This is a genomic window from Embleya sp. NPDC059237, from assembly GCF_042754105.1.
GTDB lineage: Bacteria > Actinomycetota > Actinomycetes > Streptomycetales > Streptomycetaceae > Embleya.
Genome location: NZ_JBHZAE010000003.1, coordinates 437,236 through 455,886 on the forward strand (window position 1 = coordinate 437,236; position 18,651 = coordinate 455,886).

Annotated in this window: 16 protein-coding genes; 9 read left to right on the forward strand and 7 right to left on the reverse strand. The window is 71.0% G+C overall.

Annotated features, from left to right (window positions below; genetic code table 11):
- Window positions 1-84: 84 nt before the first annotated feature.
- Window positions 85-924: a hypothetical protein gene (locus ACFXKZ_RS12560; RefSeq protein WP_379999383.1), complete on the reverse strand. Its 840-nt coding sequence runs from the start codon at window positions 922-924 to the stop codon at window positions 85-87.
- Between the two features lie 177 nt (window positions 925-1,101).
- On the opposite strand from ACFXKZ_RS12560, the gene ACFXKZ_RS12565 reads away from it, so the two are divergent.
- The 4 genes from ACFXKZ_RS12565 to ACFXKZ_RS12580 all read left to right on the forward strand — a co-directional run bounded on the left by ACFXKZ_RS12565 (window position 1,102) and on the right by ACFXKZ_RS12580 (window position 5,763).
- Window positions 1,102-2,556: an NCS2 family permease gene (locus tag ACFXKZ_RS12565; RefSeq protein ID WP_379999385.1), complete on the forward strand. Its 1,455-nt coding sequence runs from the start codon at window positions 1,102-1,104 to the stop codon at window positions 2,554-2,556.
- 464 nt (window positions 2,557-3,020) lie between these two features.
- On the forward strand, window positions 3,021-3,422 hold the full coding sequence (locus ACFXKZ_RS12570) for a MarR family winged helix-turn-helix transcriptional regulator (protein WP_235618661.1): 402 nt from the start codon (window positions 3,021-3,023) through the stop codon (window positions 3,420-3,422).
- Window positions 3,423-3,468: 46 nt separating this feature from the next.
- Window positions 3,469-4,881, forward strand: coding sequence for an MFS transporter (locus tag ACFXKZ_RS12575; protein ID WP_379999387.1), 1,413 nt, complete (start codon window positions 3,469-3,471; stop codon window positions 4,879-4,881).
- A 108-nt stretch (window positions 4,882-4,989) separates the two neighbouring features.
- Entirely contained in the window at window positions 4,990-5,763 is a 774-nt protein-coding gene (locus tag ACFXKZ_RS12580) for a maleylpyruvate isomerase family mycothiol-dependent enzyme (RefSeq protein WP_379999389.1), read from the forward strand.
- 254 nt (window positions 5,764-6,017) lie between these two features.
- Here ACFXKZ_RS12580 and ACFXKZ_RS12585 read toward each other — a convergent pair whose 3' ends face one another.
- The gene (locus ACFXKZ_RS12585; protein ID WP_379999391.1) at window positions 6,018-6,764 is read right to left on the reverse strand and encodes a 3-keto-5-aminohexanoate cleavage protein; all 747 of its coding nucleotides are present in this window, start codon (window positions 6,762-6,764) and stop codon (window positions 6,018-6,020) included.
- A 156-nt stretch (window positions 6,765-6,920) separates the two neighbouring features.
- On the opposite strand from ACFXKZ_RS12585, the gene ACFXKZ_RS12590 reads away from it, so the two are divergent.
- Window positions 6,921-7,970, forward strand: coding sequence for a hypothetical protein (locus ACFXKZ_RS12590; RefSeq protein ID WP_379999393.1), 1,050 nt, complete (start codon window positions 6,921-6,923; stop codon window positions 7,968-7,970).
- Window positions 7,971-8,104: 134 nt separating this feature from the next.
- Here ACFXKZ_RS12590 and serC read toward each other — a convergent pair whose 3' ends face one another.
- Entirely contained in the window at window positions 8,105-9,223 is a 1,119-nt protein-coding gene (gene serC / locus ACFXKZ_RS12595; protein ID WP_379999395.1) for a phosphoserine transaminase, read from the reverse strand.
- Window positions 9,224-9,398: 175 nt separating this feature from the next.
- On the opposite strand from serC, the gene ACFXKZ_RS12600 reads away from it, so the two are divergent.
- Together ACFXKZ_RS12600 and ACFXKZ_RS12605 are read left to right on the forward strand one after the other, a co-directional pair.
- Entirely contained in the window at window positions 9,399-12,251 is a 2,853-nt protein-coding gene (locus tag ACFXKZ_RS12600; RefSeq protein WP_379999397.1) for an FAD-binding and (Fe-S)-binding domain-containing protein, read from the forward strand.
- A gap of 147 nt (window positions 12,252-12,398) precedes the next feature.
- Window positions 12,399-12,815, forward strand: a complete 417-nt coding sequence (locus ACFXKZ_RS12605) for a hypothetical protein (protein ID WP_380000008.1) — start codon at window positions 12,399-12,401, stop codon at window positions 12,813-12,815.
- A gap of 226 nt (window positions 12,816-13,041) precedes the next feature.
- Here ACFXKZ_RS12605 and ACFXKZ_RS12610 read toward each other — a convergent pair whose 3' ends face one another.
- Both ACFXKZ_RS12610 and ACFXKZ_RS12615 read right to left on the reverse strand, forming a co-directional pair.
- Window positions 13,042-13,236, reverse strand: a complete 195-nt coding sequence (locus tag ACFXKZ_RS12610; protein ID WP_379999399.1) for a hypothetical protein — start codon at window positions 13,234-13,236, stop codon at window positions 13,042-13,044.
- 32 nt (window positions 13,237-13,268) lie between these two features.
- Complete coding sequence (locus tag ACFXKZ_RS12615; protein ID WP_379999401.1) at window positions 13,269-13,784, reverse strand: ATP-binding protein; 516 nt, start codon at window positions 13,782-13,784, stop codon at window positions 13,269-13,271.
- 295 nt (window positions 13,785-14,079) lie between these two features.
- Here ACFXKZ_RS12615 and ACFXKZ_RS12620 point away from each other — a divergent pair, with 295 nt between their 5' ends.
- Entirely contained in the window at window positions 14,080-15,414 is a 1,335-nt protein-coding gene (locus ACFXKZ_RS12620) for an XRE family transcriptional regulator (protein ID WP_379999403.1), read from the forward strand.
- Here the strand turns inward: ACFXKZ_RS12620 and cutA are convergent.
- Window positions 15,411-15,740, reverse strand: coding sequence for a divalent-cation tolerance protein CutA (gene cutA / locus ACFXKZ_RS12625; protein ID WP_379999405.1), 330 nt, complete (start codon window positions 15,738-15,740; stop codon window positions 15,411-15,413). The two genes, ACFXKZ_RS12620 and cutA, sit on opposite strands and share 4 nt — an antisense overlap.
- Window positions 15,741-15,851: 111 nt before the next feature.
- Complete coding sequence (locus ACFXKZ_RS12630; RefSeq protein WP_379999407.1) at window positions 15,852-16,799, reverse strand: threonine/serine dehydratase; 948 nt, start codon at window positions 16,797-16,799, stop codon at window positions 15,852-15,854.
- Between the two features lie 220 nt (window positions 16,800-17,019).
- Between ACFXKZ_RS12630 and ACFXKZ_RS12635 the strand changes: the two genes are divergently transcribed.
- Entirely contained in the window at window positions 17,020-18,576 is a 1,557-nt protein-coding gene (locus ACFXKZ_RS12635; RefSeq protein WP_379999409.1) for an APC family permease, read from the forward strand.
- Window positions 18,577-18,651: the final 75 nt, after the last annotated feature.

The following is an 18,651-nucleotide window of genomic DNA, read 5'->3' on the forward strand; positions in this document are numbered from 1 at the left end:
TGTCGGATTTTGTGGCTATTCCAGGCGGGTTGCCGAGTACATTCACCGGAGGCCCGGAACGGGGCCGAGGCCGGCCGACGCACCCTAGTCGTCGCGCGCGCTCTGCAGGCGGCGGCAGTACCAGAGGCCGAACAGGCCCAGACCCGAGCCGGCCAGCGCGCACCACGGCCACCAGTCGCGGCCGTCGTCGGTGAGCGAGTCGCGCATGAACCAGGCGACCACGAACAGCGCGAACCAGATCACGCTGCCGACGGCGACGAGCTTGATGATGTCGCCTTCGAGCGGGGGTGGGGCGGGCCGCATGCCGGTGTCCGCGGCGGGCGGCTCCCGGTCGGCGGGCGGCGCGGGCTCGTCGGCGGGATCGGCGACACCGGCGGCATCCGCGGCATCGGTGACGGCGGCGAACTCGGCGGTTCCCCCACCCAGGGCCGGGTCGGTCGCCGGGTCGTAGGCGCTCGCGCCGTACTCGGGCGTCGTGTGGTTCCCGGAGTCGTACGCGTCGGGCTCGAAGGCCGGTACGGCGGCCTGGTAGCCGCCGGAGCCGTAGGCCGCCTCGGGGGCCGTGTAGTCGGTCTGCGGGTAGTCGCCGGCGTAGTTCGCGGCGGCGTACTCGCCGGAGGTGGCGGCGTACTCCCCGGAAGTCGCCGCGTACTCGCCTGAGGTCGCGGCGTACTCCCCGGAGCCGTAGTCCGCCGAGCCGTAATCCGCCGAGCCGTAATCCGCAGAGCCATAGTCCGCGGTGCCGTGATCCGGCGCCGGGTAGGGCTCGCTCCCGTGCGCCGCGTATTCACCGCTGCCGGGGGCGCTCGCGTCGAACGTGTCGTCGACCGGATCCGGCGTCGCGGCCGAATCCGTCCGCGCCACGCCCGTGTCGTCCGGATCCGGCGAGGTGCGCCGTCGTTTCCCGCTCCCGTGCCTGCTCACGAAAACAAGGCTACTTGGCGGCCCGCACGGGGCCCGCGCGTGCCCCGACGCACAAGCGGAGAGACCGGTTCCCGTTTCGGCTGTGGTCTCTGGCACCCTTTTGGGGTCTCCCGGCACGCGTCCCCCTCGTGCCGTGCGCGTGTCTTGACCACCCGTTCCCACGCTCCGAGGATTCGCATGCCCCGCCAGGCCCCCGCCGTGACCGTCCCCGAGGTCCCCGCCACGCGGAGGAGCGGCCTCGACCGCTTCTTCAAGATCTCCGAGCGCGGCTCGTCGCCGCTGCGCGAGATACGCGGTGGGCTCGCCACGTTCTTCGCGATGGCCTACATCATCGTGCTGAACCCGATCATCCTCGGCAGTGCGACCGACAAGTTCGGCAACCACCTGTCCCAGCCGCAGCTGGTCACCGCGACGGTGTTGGTCGCCGCCGTGATGACCATCCTGATGGGGCTGATCGGCAACATGCCGCTCGCGCTGGCCGCCGGGCTCGGGATCAACGCGATGGTCGCGTTCCAGATCGCGCCGCAGACGACCTGGGACGAGGCGATGGGCCTGGTCGTACTGGAGGGCGTCGGCCTGCTGATCCTGGCCGCCACCGGGTTGCGCGAGGCGATCATGAACGCCATCCCGCTGGTGCTCAAGCAGGCGATCGGGGTCGGCATCGGCCTGTTCGTCACCCTGGTCGGCCTGGTCAGCGCGGGCATCGTGACGCGCGTGCCGGACAAGGTGAACTCCACCGTCCCGGTCGCGCTCGGCGCGGGCGGCACGCTCAAGGGCTGGCCGGCGGTGATCTTCTGCTTCGGCCTGCTGCTGACGTTCGTGCTGGTGGTACGGAAGGTGCCGGGCGCGATCCTGATCGGGATGGTCGCCTCGACGGTGCTCGCGGTGATCGTGCACAACGCCGCCGGCCTGGACAAGGCGGCCTGGGGGCTGACCGCGCCCGAGGCGAACGGTGTGGTGGATACGCCCGACTTCGGGCTGATCGGCGACGTCGACCTGTTCGGTGCCTTCGGCCGGGTCGGCTTCATCACCGCGTCGTTGTTGATCTTCACCCTGCTGCTGTCCAACTTCTTCGACGGCATGGGCACGATCATCGGGGTCAGCCGCGAGGCCGGGCTGCTCGACGAGCAGGGCAAGGTGCCGGGCCTGGGTCGGATCCTGACCGTCGAGTCGGTCGGCGCGATCGCGGGCGGCGGTGCCTCGGCGTCGTCCAACACGGTCTTCGTGGAATCCACCGCCGGGGTCGGCGAGGGCGCCCGGACCGGACTCGCCAACCTGGTCACCGGCGGCCTGTTCGCGCTCGCGCTGCTGTTCACCCCGCTGGCCAAGCTGGTACCCGCGCAGGCCGCGACGCCGGCGCTCGTGGTGGTCGGCGCGTTGATGATGACCCAGATCAAGCACATCGAGTGGGACGACCTGACGGTCGCCGCCCCGGCGTTCGTGACGATCGCGCTGATGCCGTTCACCTACAGCATCACCACCGGGATCGGCGCCGGCTTCATCCTGTACGTGGTGCTGCGCACGGCGGTCGGCAAGGCCCGGGAGATCCCGCTGCTCCTGTGGATCGTCTCCGCCCTCTTCGTGATCCACTTCGCCATCGACCCGATCGAACAGGCCCTCGGCGTCAAGTAACCGGATGGCCGGGCGGCCACCCCACCCCCCGCCCGGCCACCCACGTAGCGCGGATGGCCCCGGACACCCGCTCCGCGCGGAGCGGGTGTCCGACACCCCGTCCCGCCCGCGCGGCATCCGCCCACCCCGCCCACCACCGCGCGGCCCCCGCCTCGCCCCCGCGCCCGGGCGCGCGCCGCCCGACACCCCGTCCCGCCCGCCTCGCGCCCGCCGCGCGGAATCGCCGCCGGGCACCCACGCCGCCCACCCGGCGTCCGTCTTGCCCCGCCCGCCCGCCTCGGGCCTGCGTCGGCCGCGCCCGCTCCGTGCGCTTCGGTTTTGCCCCCTTCGGCTGGGTTCGCCCCCGCCGTGCGGCAGGCGTTGCGGGGCGGTGGAATATCCCCGGCGGGGAAAGCATTGGAAGTTAGCGAGAGTAAAGAGTTAAGCTAAAAAACGTGTCCCCGTCCGAACCCGACCGTGCCACGGTGGCAGCCCTCCGTGCCTCGGTGCTGAAACTCTCTCGTCGCCTGCGCAACCAGCGGGCCGACGAGACGCTGAGCCCCACACAGCTCTCGGTGTTGACCGTGCTCGTCGTACGCGGTGCCATGACTCCGGGCGAACTCGCCCGGCAGGAGAAGGTGCAGCCGCCGTCGATGACCCGGGTGATCGCCGGCCTGGAGGAGCGCGGCCTGGTCCGGCGCGAGCCGCACCCCGACGACCGCAGGCAGGTCGTGGTCTCCGCGACCGAGCCCGCCGCCGCCGTGGTGGAGGAGAACCGTCGACTGGGCAACGCCTGGCTGGCGGAACACCTGGCGCGGCTCACGCCGGAGGAGAACGAGGCGTTGCGCGCGGCCCTGCCGGTGCTGGAGAAACTGGCGCAGGCGTAGCAGGCTCGGCGCGCCCCGCGTCGCGGTCGGTTCGGTTCAGGGACGGATGCACATCCGGCCTCGGCCGATCCGTACGACGAAGGGGGAGCCCGTGGCGGCGACAGCCGGCACTTTCCAATCACTACGAAACCGCAACTTCAGACTGTTCGCCGCCGGCCAGACCGTGTCGAACACCGGCACGTGGATGCAGCGCATCGCGCAGGACTGGCTGGTGTTGCAGCTCACCGGCAGTACCACCGCGCTGGGCGTGACCACGGGCCTGCAATTCCTGCCCATGCTGCTCTTCGGCCTGTGGGGCGGGGTGATCGCCGACCGCTACCGCAAGCGTGTGTTGCTGATCGGTACGCAGACCGTGATGGGCCTGCTCGCCGCCGTGATGGCCGTCCTGGTGCTGAGCGGTGCGGTCGAGGTCTGGCACGTATGGCTGCTCGCCTTCGGCCTGGGCCTGGCCACCGCCGTGGACAACCCGGCCCGGCAGTCCTTCGTGATCGAGATGGTCGGGCGCAAGGACCTGGCCAACGCGGTCAGCCTGAACTCGGCCAACTTCCAGCTCGCCCGCATCGTCGGCCCCGCCGTCGGCGGTCTGCTGATCACCGCGATCGGCACCGGCTGGGTGTTCGCGCTCAACGCGGTGTCCTACATCGCGGTCCTGCTCGGCCTGGTGGCCATGCGCGAGGCGGAACTGCGCACGATGCCCGTGGTGCCGCGCGAGAAGGGCCAGTTGCGGGAGGGGCTGCGCTATGTGCGCGGTCGGCCCGATCTGCTGGTGGCGATTGCGCTGGTCGGGTTCATCGGTACCTTCGGCTACAACTTCGCGGTCACTCTCGCGGGGTTCTCCAACAACGTCTTCCACGCCGGGCCCGGTTCGTTCGGGCTGCTCAACACGGTGTTCGCGGTCGGCTCGCTGGCGGGCGCGCTGCTCGCGGCCAAGCGCGGGCACACCCGGCTGCGCGTACTGGTCGCCGCGGCCGTCGTGTTCGGCCTGCTGGAGACGGTCGCCGCGTTCATGCCGGGCTACTGGAGCTTCGCGCTGCTGCTCGTGCCGATCGGGATCGCCGGCCTGACGTTCAACACGGCGGCGAACTCGACCGTGCAGTTGGGCAGTGATCCGGCGATGCGCGGTCGGGTGATGGGCATCTACATGCTCGTCTTCATGGGCGGCACCCCGCTGGGCGGCCCACTGATCGGCTGGCTCGCGGAGAGCTTCGGTCCGCGCGTGGGGTTGTTCGTGGGCGGGCTGATCTCGCTGATCGCCGCGCTTACGGTCGGTGTGCTGCTGGCTCGGCACAGCGGGATCCGGCTGCGGCCGCGTGCGATGGTGCGCGCGATGCGCCCGGCCGGCGCGACCGCGCCGGTCATCGCCGCAGAGAGCGCTGCGCCCACGGCTCCGGCAACTCCAGCCGGCGCCGGCGTCACGGCGACACGGTCGGGGTTCGGTAATCCTGCGGTCAAGATCTGACACAGCGTCAGCACATCTGTGCGATACACCTTTTCTTGACGTGGGATTCACGCTCTGGGGTGACGCAGGCCATCGACACGTCACCCGAACCGCTGGAATCCTTGACGAATGGACTACGTGCGGTTCCAGCACCTGTTCCAGGCGGAGGGCCTCCGCCTGGGCCAGGCGGCCGTCACGGACATGGACGCGCCGGTACCGTCCTGTCCCGGTTGGACGGTCGCCGACGTCGTACGACATTCCGTGCTCATGTACACCGACGCCACCGGGCAACTGCGCTCGGACGGTCGTCCGGAGGGCCGCTCACAACCGGGCGGCCCGAGCGGCAAGGGGGATCTGCTCGACACCTACACCCGGGCGCACGCCGCGCTCGTGGCGGAAATGGCCAGGCGGGACCCGCTCGACCCGGTCGAGGCGGACCTGCCCGAAGCGGCCGTCCCGGAGGTCCTGGAGCGCGACGGGCCCGATCCGGGCACGGCCGGCTTCCTGGCCCGCCGGATGGCGCGCGAGGCGGCGGTACACCGGGCCGACATCGAGATGGCGGTCGGCACCCCGGGACCGCTGGACGCGCAGCAGGCCCTGGACGGCATCGACGAGGTGCTGGGCGTACTGCTCCCGGCGCATTACGACGGGGGCACGCGCGACGGTGCGAGCGGGCGCACCATCGGCGTACACAGCAACCGGCACCACTGGCGGCTGACCATGCGGCGCGGCGGTGTCACCATGTCCCGCGAGCCGGGCTTCGCCGACGCGGCGGTGTCGGGCGAGCCCGCCGAACTGCTGCTCTACCTGTGGGGCCGACGGCCCGGCACGGTCGTCTCGCGGACCGGCGACCGCACCGTGCTCGCGGCCTTCCGCCGCCGTCTGGCCGCCTCCATGGTCTGACCGTTCGACCCGACGACTCGGAGCGGGTCCGTAGACCCCGCGGCGCGGGCGCCCGACCGGCATTCGACCGGGCGTTTGCGCCGCGTAGGCTCTGAGGCGTGAATCCCCGCACCCGAACCCGCGTCGTCACGGCCACCCTGGCCCTCCTGCTCATCGCCGTGATCATCGGCGCGTTGATGCGGTAGGGCGGGGCGTCGAGGGCTTGCGTGCCGCGACTCGGCGACGCCGGTCCGGCTCGCCGCGGACATGTGCGGTCAGTGCGGGTTCCCCGCCGCGCGGGCCGCGTGTACCCGGTCGGCGGCGATTCGTACCAGCGCCGCGTTGCCCGGGACCCGACGGCCGTCCGGGTCGAGCAGGGTGTCCTCCAGCCCGATCCGGGTGTCCAGGCCGGCCGCGATCGCCGCGTCCAGGACCGGCCACGCGGACGCGTCGGCGCCGTGCAGCAGGCGCGGCACCGCGACCTCGTACCGATCCAGGACGGCCAGGATCCGACCCGCCTCGTCCAGGGCGTCCCCCGGTTCGCCGCGCTCGACCTCGACCAGGATCCGCGTGCACACCGCGGCCAACTCCCGCTCGACCAGCAACTCCGCGTCGGCCTCGGTCCACACCCCCGCCTCGACCCCGACCCCCAGGTGCGCCAGCGTGTACGCGAGTTCGACCGAGCCCTCCTCGCAGAGATTGACCGAGGCCAGGTCGGGCAGCACCGTCCAGGAGCGCACCGACGCCAGCCGGGAGGCCGCGTCCGACTCGATCCACGCGCCGGTGCTCACCCCGATCGGCACACCGGGCGCCGCGCCCCGGATCGCCCGGACCACCGAGGTCAGCACGTCCGGCGCCAGACTCTCGCGACCCCGGCGATCACGAGGATGCACATGCACGATGGATGCCCCCGCGGCCACCGCGGCCCGACTGTCCGCGGCGATCTGTGCCGGGGTCAGCGGTAGCGCCGGGTGCTCCTCGGGGCGCCGCGTTCCGTTCAGACAGGCCTTGATCAGTGTCATGGAAGACTCCCGATGCCGACGCCCACGAGCCCCCATCCCATCCCCGATCCACGGCAAACCGCAATGGATTCGGCCGACCTGTCGCAAAATGACCGGAGGAGTCGAACGGGAGCCCGGAGCGGGCCGGCAGGCTGGACCCATGACACGGCGGTACGCGTGAAGCGCGTGAGACGAGGCCGGTTGCGCGTCCTGGGCGCGCTCCCGGCGGCCCTGGCCCTGGTGGTGGCGCTGCCCGCGGCGGCGACGGCCGATTCCGACGTGGCGTTCACCATCAAGGACGAGCGCATCGGCGAATCCAGCGGCCTGGTGGCGAGCGCGCAACATCCCGACGTCTACTGGACGCACAACGACAGCGGGGACTCGCCCAGGATCTACGCGATCGGCAAGGACGGCGCCACCAAGGCCACCATCACGCTGTCCGGGGTGGACGCGCGCGACTGGGAAGCGATCACGATCGGCAAGGACGACGCGGGCAATCCCGCCCTGTTCGTCGGCGACATCGGCGACAATTTCCACGGCAAGTGGCCCGAGGTGTGGATCTATCGCTTCGCCGAACCCGCGACGCTGGCCGACGCGACGGTCAAGCCGACCAGGTACCGGGTGAAGTACGACAACGGGCCGCGCGACGCCGAGGCGATGCTGATCGACCCGAGGACGAACAAGCTCTACATCGCGAGCAAGGAGTCCGACGGCGGGCTCTACGAGCAGCCGGAGCAGTTGTCCACCACCGGGATCAATACGTTCCGGCGAATAGCCGCCGGCGACTCGACGGTGACCGACGGCGCGTTCGCGCCCGACGGGTCGCGGTTCGTGCTGCGCGGCTACTTCTCCGCCACCGTGTTCTCCGCGCCGGGCAAGCAGGTGGGCCCGGTCAGCGTGCCGCTCCAGCGCCAGGGCGAGTCGGTGGCGTGGAGTGCGGACGGCCGAACCCTGCTGTTCGGCAGCGAGGGCAAGGGCAGCCAGGTGCGCCGGGTCGAGCTCAAGGGCGACAACCGACCGGACTCGGTACGCAACGCGCCGGGCGGCGGGGCGAAGTCGGACGCGAAGTCGGACTCGGCGGGCAGTACGGCCGGCAGTGACAAGAGCGACGGCGATTCCGCCGCCGACAAGACCAAGGCGTACGGGCCGGGGCTCCTGGCGGTGGCGGGTCTGGTGGTGCTGTTCTTTGCGTATCGCCGACTCGGTGGGCGGCGGAACCGGGACTGAGCGCCGAACGGCCGCCGCCTCGGACCCCCGACGGGGGTCCGAGGCGGCGGCCGTTCACGCGTTGTCGGCGTGGACCGGAGCTGCTCGATCCGGGTCGGAGCCGCCCGGTCCGAGTCAGAGCCGCCCGGCGCGAGTCAGAGCTGCTCGATCACGAAGTCGATGCACGTGGTCAGCGCCTCGACGTCGGCCGGCTCGACCGCCGGGAACATCGCCACGCGCAGCTGGTTGCGGCCCAGCTTGCGGTAGGGCTCGGTGTCCACGATGCCGTTGGCGCGCAGCACCTTGGCCACCGCGGCGGCGTCGACCGCGTCGGTGAAGTCGATCGTGCCGACGACCTGCGAGCGGGCCGCGGGGTCGGCCACGAACGGGCTCGCGTACGCGGACTTCTCGGCCCACGCGTACAGCCGGCCCGACGAGTCGGCGGTGCGTGCGACGGCCCAGTCCAGACCGCCCTGCCCGTTGATCCAGTCGAGCTGGTCGGCGAGCAGGAACAGGGTGCTCAGCGCCGGCGTGTTGTAGGTCTGGTCCTTGACCGAGTTGTCGATCGCGGTGGCCAGGTCGAAGAACGGCGGGATATAGCGGTCGGAGCCGGCGATCCGGCCGGCCCGCTCCAGCGCGGCCGGCGAGAACGCGGCCAGCCACAGACCGCCGTCGGCGGCGAAGTTCTTCTGCGGCGCGAAGTAGTACACATCGGTCTCGGCCGCGTCCACCGGCAGCCCGCCCGCGGCCGACGTCGCGTCGACCAGGACCAGCGAACCCGCGTCGGCGCCCGCCGGCCGGGCGATCGGCATGGCGACACCGGTCGAGGTCTCGTTGTGGGTCAGGGCGTATACGTCGACGCCCGCCTCGGCCCGCGGCAGCGGGTGGGTGCCCGGCTCGGACTTGATCACGGTGGGCTCGTCCAGCCACGGCGCGGCCTTGACCGATCCGGCGAACTTCGAGGAGAACTCGCCGAACGACAGGTGCTGCGACTTGCGGTCGACGAGGCCGAACGCGGCGATGTCCCAGAAGGCGGTGGCACCGCCGTTGCCCAGGATCACCTCGTAGCCCTCGGGGAGGGAGAACAGGCTGCCGACACCTTCGCGGACCCGGCGGACCAGGTTCTTCACCGGCGCCTGCCGGTGGGAGGTGCCCAGGAGGGAGGTACCGGTCGCCGCGAGGGCGGCGAGCGCCTCCGGACGTACCTTGGACGGGCCCGAACCGAACCGGCCGTCGGCGGGCATGAGCGCTGCGGGAATCTGGATCTCGGCCACGCCAAGAGCGTAGTCGTGTCCGTTTCGTGGGTGATCTGTATTCCGCACAATGAGACGAATGTGGCCGACATTCGGCCGGCGGCGGTCTCGACCGGTGGACGGTGCGGGGCGTGGCACGCCGTTTCGGCGGGGGTCGCGCGCCCTGGACGGGGCCGGTTCGGGTGAGGATGGCGGGGTGACGACACAGCTCGGGGATCTGGAAGAGGCGTTGCGGGCGCGGGTGCGCGGGGAGGTCCGGTTCGATCCGCAGGCCCGGGCGCTGTACTCGATGGACGCCTCCAACCACCGCCACGTGCCGCCGGGCGTGGTCGCCCCGCTGGACGCGGACGACGTGGTCGCCGCGCTGGCGGTGTGCCACGAACTCGGGGCGCCGGTGACGGTACGCGGCGGCGGCACCAGCATCGCCGGCCAGGCCACGGGCAATGGTGTGGTGCTCGACCTCGCGCGGCACCTGAACCGGATCCACGCGGTCGACCCGACGACCCGGATCGCGCACGTCGAGCCCGGCGTGGTGCTGGACGACCTGCGCCGGGCGGCGGGCCGGCACGGGCTGACCTTCGGCCCGGACCCCTCCACACACAGCCGCTGCACCCTCGGCGGCATGATCGGCAACGACGCGTGCGGGTCGCACTCGGTCGCGTGGGGCCGGACGAGCGCCAACGTCGAGTGGCTGGACATCGCGACGGTGGACGGCACCCGGATGCGGGTCGGGCGGGGCGAGCCGGTGCCCGCGACGGGGCGGGCGGCGGAGATCCATGCCGCGCTCGGGGCGCTGGCCGACGCCAACCTGGCGCTGATCCGGCGGGGCTTCTCGGCGTTGCCGCGCCGGGTCTCCGGATACCCGCTGGATCGGCTGCTGCCGGAGCACGGGCGCGATCTGGCCCGGGCGCTGGTCGGTACGGAGGGTACCTGCGCGGTCGTGCTCGGGGCGGGCGTGCGCCTGGTCGAGGCGCCGAAGGCGCGTGTGTTGGCCGTGCTCGGGTATGCCGACGACTTCGCGGCGGCCGACGCGGCGCCGACGCTGCTGCGGTACGGGCCGCTGACCGTGGAGAGCCTGAGCGCGGGTCTGGTCGCGCTCGCGTCCTCCGCGCGCGGGGTGGCGCTGCCGCCGGGCGCGGCCTGGTTGTTCGTCGAGGTGGGCGGGGACACGGTCGCCGAGGCGGCCGGGAAGGCGCGCGAGTTGGCCGGCGGTGGGCCGTCGCTCGTGGTCACCGATCCGGCCGGGCAGCGGGCGCTGTGGCGGATCCGGGAGGAGGCGTCGGGCACCGCGACCCGGATGGCGGACGGCTCCGAGGCGTGGCCGGGCTGGGAGGACACGGCGGTGCCGCCGGAGCGACTGGGCGCGTATCTGCGGGAGTTGGCCGAGTTGATGCGGCGGCATGGGCTGCGCGGGTTGCCGTACGGGCACTTCGGCGAGGGCTGTGTACACATCCGGATCGACTTCGACCTGCTTACCACGCGCGGGATCGCGGCGTATCGGGCCTTCGCCGGCGAACTGGCCGATCTGGTGGTCGCGCACGGGGGCTCGTTGTCCGGGGAGCACGGGGACGGGCAGGCCCGGGCCGAGTTCCTGCCCCGGATGTACGGGGCGGAGATCGTCGAACTGTTCGGCCGGTTCAAGGCGATCTGGGATCCGGCCGGGCTGTTGAATCCGGGCGTCCTGGTTCGTCCACACCCTGTGGACGGTGATCTGCGGTTCACCGGGATGCGTACTCCGGTGTCGGTGGAGTTCGGCTATCCGGCCGACGGCGGCGACTTCGCGGCGGCAGTGCGGCGCTGCGTGGGCGTGGGCAAGTGCCGCGAGTCGGCGGAGAACGCGTCGGGCGGGGTGATGTGCCCGTCGTTCCGGGTCACCGGCGAGGAGGCGCATTCGACGCGCGGCCGGGCCCGGTTGTTGCACGAGATGTTGATCGGCGAGGTGATCACCGACGGCTGGCGGTCCACCGAGGTGCGGGACGCGCTCGACCTGTGCCTGTCCTGCAAGGGCTGCCGCAGCGACTGTCCGGTGGAAGTGGACATGGCCACGTACAAGGCCGAGTTCCTGCACCACCACTATCGGGGCCGGGTGCGGCCGGCGGCACACTACGCGCTGGGCAACCTGCCGCTGTGGGCGCGGGCGGTGGGGGCGGTGCCGGGGCTCGCGGGCGCGGTGAACGCGGTGACGGGGGTGCCGGCGGTGCGGCGGGTGGCGTTGGGGGCGGCCGGGTTGGACCGGAGCCGGGAGATTCCGCCGTTCGCCGCCGTGCCGTTCACCCGGTGGTGGCGCGATCGGCCCCGGGTGGTGGGGAGTTCACGGCCTCGGGTGGTGTTGTGGCCGGACACGTTCACCAACCGCTTCCGGCCTTCGGTGGGACGTGCGGCGGTCGAGGTGCTGGAGGCCGCCGGTCTGGAGGTGGTGGTGCCGCCGGGGTCGGTGTGCTGCGGGCTGACGTGGGTGTCGACCGGGCAACTGGGCGTGGCGAGGCGGGTGATGGCCCGCACGATGCGCACGCTGCGGCCGGCTCTGGACGCCGGGCTGCCGATCGTCGGCCTGGAACCGTCGTGCGCGGCGGCGTTGCGGACGGATGTACCGGAACTGCTCGGCGCGGGGGCCGCCGCGGGGTTGGCCGGGTCGGTGCGGACCTTCGCCCAGGCGCTGGAGGAGTACGCCCCGAACTGGTCGCCGCCGGCGGTGAACCGCGAGGTGACGGGCCAACTCCACTGCCACCAGCACGCCGTACTCGGCGACGCCGCCGACCGCCGCCTGCGCGCCCGAGCCGGCCTGACCGGCGACCTGGCGGGCGGCTGCTGCGGCCTGGCCGGCAACTTCGGCTACGAGGCGTCCCACGGTGACCTGTCGAGAGCGGTGGCAGCCGACCGCCTGGTGCCGGCGCTGTCGGCGGCCGGCCCGGAAGCCCTCACGTTGGCCGACGGCTTCAGCTGCCACACCCAGATCACCCACGTAAGCGCCCGCCGACCGCAACACTTGGCGGAGGTCTTGGCCGAAGCCCTGCGCCCGAGCGCCGGAGCGCACGGGGCCGAGGGGTGAGGCCATGCGGTTGGGTGGCAAGGCGCGGTCGAGCGGCGGGGCGCGAGAGACCCAGGCGTGATGGGGTATTACGGCGGGAGCGGCGGCGGCCGGGTGCGCCGTTCGGCCTCGTCCGTGTCGAAGGGTTGGGGTGGGGTCTTGGAACAGGTGGTCTCGGCGTCGATCAGGTATTTCGCCGTGTGTCAGGACTGCGCGGCGCAAGCGGAGTGGTGGGGCGTCCAGGCATTGGTGGACGATTCGCTCCGCTGGGATGTCGAATGCCGGTGCACGACGTGCGGGTTCGCGGTGGCGATATGCGATGGCGATCTGCCCGCCCATCTGCGGAATCGGCTGCTCTCCGAGCACGGAAAGGCAACGTTGCGGGTGACCCCGACCGCGCAGCGGGCCAAGCTCATGCAGGTGCTGCGCGCCGAACTGAACCTCGACCTCACGGACGTCCGAGCCGCCTTGGACCGGGTATTGACCGGTACCCATTCGGGCACCCTCCCCGAGGTCGAGCACCTTGCCCGCCGACTCCGAGCGTCGGGCATCGACGCCACCGCCCTGCCTCCCACAGTCGCCTGACCCTGACGCTCGGCACACACGTCGCTCGGATTCCGCCGGATGAGCGGCGGGACGGGTCTGTGCCACGCCGGGCTCCGGGAGCCGACGCGCGCCGTGACCGGTGGCGGCCGGGCTGCCGTGGGCCGAGGCGGCTGCCGGTGCATTGGCAGGCGAACCAATGCGTGAGAGCCGGCCAAGGCGCGCACCCGACGAGTACCGGTCCCGAGCGGCCGGAGACGAGACAAGATCACGCATCACCGCGCTTCTCCGCCTGACGAAGCCGCCACCACTCCTCGTGATCCCACTCCCGCGCGGCCCGCACATGCCAGGCTCGCCGGACGGCCCGAGCACGCCGCTCGGCGGGTGTGACGTTCTCGCCGGCGCGATCCGGCACGGATCGCGTGGAGGCGTCACCGTTCGGGTGGTTCGTCGTGTCATCCATCCGATCACCCTCTCCGACGGCACCGGCGATCGTCAGCGATTCCCGGTCATCGTGAACGGCCGTGCCAATCCCCGTGGTTCGAGGTCGAACCGGCACCACACGGCCTTGCCGCCCGTTCCGAGCGGACCCCACGACACCAGATCGGAGACCGCCTCCACCATCCGCAACCCCCGCAACGAACCGCCGATCCGCTCCGGCGCCGCCGCCGACGGTTCCATCACCCACCGCCCCGGCACCACCGGCGGCCGAGGATCGTCGTCCCGGACCTCGATCGCCACCGCCCGCTTCGGCCAAAACGACAACCGCACGGTAAACGACCGCCGCGTCCACCCCACCTGCTGATCCGGCATCCCCGCGTGCACGATCGCGTTCGTCGCCAGCTCCGAAGCGCACAACATCGCATCGTCGGTCAACTCCAGCAGATTCCAATCCGCCAAAGCCGCCCACGTCAACGCCCGCACCTGCCGCACCGCCTCCGGATGCGCCTCCCAAGCCCGCTGCCGAACCCAGACCGGCACCCACCCCGGCCCCCGAAGCGTCGCCCCCAACCACCGCTCCCCAGGACTCAGCTGCCCGTCAGCCTCCGACCACGCCTGCTCGGGAGCGGCATCCCGCTCGTCGTTCTTTGATGGAACCCGCCTGACCACGTGCCGTACGCCGGGTCGACCCGTTCGTGTTGTGCCCATGCCATCAGCATCAAAGGAGCAGCCGGCGAGATCCATGACCGTCGCATGCCATCGGTATGCCGTTCCACCGTGCGCGAATATGACATTGGCTCACTCTTACCGCATATCGAGCGCTACCGTGGGTGACCATTAGTCCCCCGTAAGCTTCGGAGTCTCGTTGGCTGTCACCGAGAACAGGAAACCGAACACCGTCCTGCGTCGACTACGCGTAGAGGTACGCCACCAAACGCGCGAGGAGTTCGCTCTGTCGATGGCCGAGGCGGCACGGGAGTTGGGTCTCAACTGTGCATGCAACTGGCGTTATGTGGCTCATCTTGAAGACGGCACCATTCGCATGCCGGGACCGGCGTACCGCCGAATCCTGGAACGCACAACCGGGCAGACCTTCTCGTCTCTCGGCTGGAACCTCGACGACGAGTCCGGCCGTTCCGCGCGTGTCCCCGGCCTTACGGTAGAGGTGACGTCACCTCTACGAGTCAACCGCCCCTGGGGCCAGGACGGAGACGATCGCGTGCTGCGTCGAGAGTTCGTGCAGGCATCCATGGCAACGATGGGCCTCGCAACTGCAACCGACTCGGCTCCATCGTCGGCGATCGGTCATCGCATCGGACTGAGCACCGTACGTCAACTTTCCGCGCGCACAGCGCGGTTGCGTCGACTCGACAACTTTCTGGGTGGGGGCGAGACATACGATCTGTACAAGGCGGAACTCGACCTCACCAAAGCGATCATCCGGACGACCGGCTATGACGAAGCCACCGGGCGGGCATTGGTGGCGCTCGTCGCCGAGCAAGCACAGCAGGCGGGGTGGGCCGCGTTCGACGCCGGACGGCACGACGAGGCCGCCAAGCTCTACGAGACAAGTCTGACTGCGGCGCGTGAAGCCGGAGACAGGTCTCTTGCCGCGAACGCGCTCGCCTACAGCGCCTACCAGCGTGTGAGCGATGATCGTTCCGGAGTGGAGTTGGCGGCTGCCGCGTGCGAAACCGCAGGACGTCGAGCGCCCCGGAGTGTGCAGGCATTGTTGCTGGAACGACTCGCATGGGCATGTGCCGCCGATGGCCGGACGGCCGAGGCGGAGCGCTCACTGGCGATGGCGGAGGCGGCGTTGGACCGCGCGGACGACCAACCCCAGCCGGATTGGTCGGTCTGGGTCGACCGTGACGAAATTCGGATCATGACCGGGCGTTGCTGGGCCGAACTCCGCAGGCCGCTACGCGCCGTTCCGGTGCTCGAAGACGTACTGCGGAGATTCGACGACAGCCACGCTCGTGACAAGGCGCTCTACCTGACGTGGCTTGCCGATGCCTACGCCGGCGCGGGCGAGGTCGAGCAGGCTGCCGTGACGATCGCCCATTCGCTCGATCTGTCGACGGGAGTCGGATCGGTTCGCCCCCGACAACGAGCCGTCGCCGTCCTCGAGAAGTTGGCTCCACACCGCACACTGCCGCCGGTAGCAGCCGTGTTCGAGCGGTTGTCGGCCAGGCCCTAGACCCGATCGGAGGCGACGGTACGGCCGATCCACTCCAGGTATGGTGCCGACCCGGAGACCAACGGCACGGCCGAGACTTCCGGATTCGTCCACGGATGGCGTTCCAGGATGTGAGCTTCGAGTTCGATGTAGCGGGCTGCCGTGGTCTTGAAGGACGTCTGCCACTCCTCGCCCTCGCCGAGTCGCCCCTCATGCCAGAAGACGGACGACACCGGGCCGGTCACGTGGGCGCTCGCAGCGAGTTTTGCAGCGACAGCCGACTGAGCCAGTCGCATCGCCGCTTCGTGCGATTCCGCCGCCGTCGACACGACCAGGTAGTCAACCATGTGCAGATACTACTGAGGGAGGATCCGGATGCGGGCGGATCATTCCCCTCTGAGCGGCTGCTCGTCGCCTCCGGCGGTGAGTAACTCGGCCCGTCCCGCCCGGCAGGCCGCTCAGACCAGATCGCCCGGGTCGGTGTTGGCGCCGCACAGTATTACGGCGACCTTTTCGCCCTGGGCCGGGGTGTACGCGCCTGTGGACAGGGCGGCCAATGCCGTGGCGGCGGCGTGTTCCACGACGATGCGGAAGTTGTCCCACAGGGCCTGGCGGGATTCGATGATGGCCTTGTCGGAGACCAGGACCGAGAAGGCGCCGGTGCGGCGGGCGGTGGCCAGGGCGGTGGTGGAGACGCGGCGGGCGCCCAGGGAGTCGGCGGCCACCGAGTCGACCGGGACGTCGACCACCTCGCCCGCCTCCAGGGCCGCGTTCAGGGCGCGGCAGTTCTCCGGCTCGACGGCCACCGTGCGGATCCCGTGTTCCTCGGCGGCGGTGGCCACGCCCGCGAACAGGCCGCCGCCGCCCACCGCGACGACGATCGTGTCCAGCTTGCCCGGCACCCCCGCGACCAGTTCCGGGACCAGCGTGCCGGCGCCCGCCGCGATCAGCGGATTGTCGTACGCGTGCGACAACAGCGCGCCCGTCTCCTCGGCAAACCGCGCGGACGCCTCCAGGGCGTCCGCGTACTCCCGGCCCACCAGCAGCACGTCGGCCCCGTACGAGCGCAGCCGCTCCACCTTGATCCGCGGCGCCGTCTCCGGCAGGAACACCGTCGCGCGCACCCCCGCGCTGCGCGCCGCCCACGCGCAGGCCAGTCCCGCGTTGCCGCCGGAGGCGATCACCACGCCGGCCTCGGGCATGGTGCCCGCCTCGATGTGCGCGGTGGTGAAGTTCGCCGCGCCGCGCGCCTTGAACGACCCGGTGTGCTGGATGTACTCCAGCGCCAGCCACACGTGCGGCGAGGGGTGGATGGGCATCAGGGTGACCGGCTGGGTCAGCCCCACGATGCGCTCGGCGGCGTTCCTGATGTCGCCATAGGTCAGTTCCGGCGTGGCGGTATCCATGACGACCGACCCTATGGCTTGCCGGCCCGCCCGGTCCCGGCACCCGGCGGGGTCGAGCCGGTGGCAATGCGGGAAGGCTCCCGCACGGCGTGTCACCGCACCGACAGCGCAAGGGGCGAATCGGTCCGATCCCTGACAGGCTGTCAATTGTGACGGTGTGGCCCCGGGGTCGAAGCTGACACGCCATCAGTTCTTTCCCCACGCACAGTAGGGAGGTGGGATGTCCGGCCACTTCGACGCGGGACAAACCCCCGAGGTCGCATCCCCGGCGCCACCGCAGGTCCAACGCCTGAAGGCGAATTCGGTCGGGCTCGTCGGCGTCGTGTTCATGGCGATCGCCACCGCCGCACCGATCACCGCGATGACCGGAAACCTGCCGATCGCGGTCGGCTTCGGCAACGGCATCGGCGCCCCCGCAGGCTACCTGTTCGCGACCTTGGTGCTCAGCGTGTTCTCCATCGGCTACGTTGCGATGGCCAAGCACATCACCTCGGCGGGCGCCTTCTACGGCTACATCTCACACGGCCTGGGCCGGGTCGTGGGCATGGCCTCCGGACTGCTCGCGGTGCTGGCGTACGTGGTCTTCGAGGCCTCCATCGTCGGCATCTTCGCCTACTTCGCGGACACCACGGTCAACGCCCAGTTCGGCGTCGACCTCAACTGGTCGATCTACGCCCTGGGCATGCTCGCGGTCACCGCGGTGTTGTCCTGGTTCGACATCCACCTCACCTCGCGTCTGCTCGGCGTGCTGCTGGTCGCCGAGGTCGCGGTGCTCGCCGCTATGGCGATCGCGGTGCTGGTCCAGGGCGGCGGGCCCGACGGGCTGTCCGCCGAGCCGATCAACCCGGCCAACGCGTTCAAGGGCGCGGCAGGGCTCGGTCTGTTCTTCGCGTTCTGGTCGTGGGTCGGCTTCGAGTCCACCGCCATGTACGGCGAGGAGTCGCGCAACCCGAAGAAGGTCATCCCGCGTGCCACGCTGATCTCGGTGATCGGCGTCGGCCTGTTCTATGTGTTCGTCTCCTGGATGGCGATCGACGGCAGCGGCCTGGAGAAGTCGAAGGAGATCGCGAGCGGGTCCGCCCCGCTGGACGTCTTCTTCGGCCCGACCGGGGACTTCATCGGCGGCTGGGCGGTGGACTGGTTCCAGTGGCTGCTGATCACCGGCTCGTTCGCCTGCGGCATGGCCTTCCACCAGTGCGCGGCGCGCTACCTGTACGCGATCGGCCGCGAGGGCTTCATCTCCCGCAAACTCGGCAACACCCACCCGGTGCACGGCTCGCCGTACTTCGCCTCGTTCGTGCAGAGCATCATCGCCACCGGCATCGTGCTGCTGTTCCTGATCACCGATCAGGACCCGTACGTACACCTCTACACACTGCTCGCGATCCTCGGCACGATGGCCATCCTGATCGTGCAGACGTTGTGCTCGTTCGCGGTGATCGGCTACTTCCACGTCGGGAAGAACCACCCCGAGACGGCGCACTGGTTCCGCACCTTCCTGGCCCCGCTGCTCGGCGGCGTCGCGATGATCGCGGTGGTGGTGCTGCTCCTGCAGAACATGGAGACCGCCGCCGGCGCCGCCTCCGACTCGCTGCTGTTCACGCTCACTCCGTACATCGTCGGCGGCGTCTTCGTCGGCGGCATCGCGCTGGCGCTGTACATGCGGGCCCGGAGCCCGGAGCGCTACGAACTGATGGGCCGGATCATTCTGGAGGAGGCCGGCGAACGGGTCGACGACGAACAACCCGACGACGCCCCGGTGTCGGTACGCTCCTGACCCGCGCGTCGGGTCGTTCGCGGGGCGCGCGCGTGGATCGTGCGCCCCGCGAACGGCTCCCCCGGAAGGGTGGAG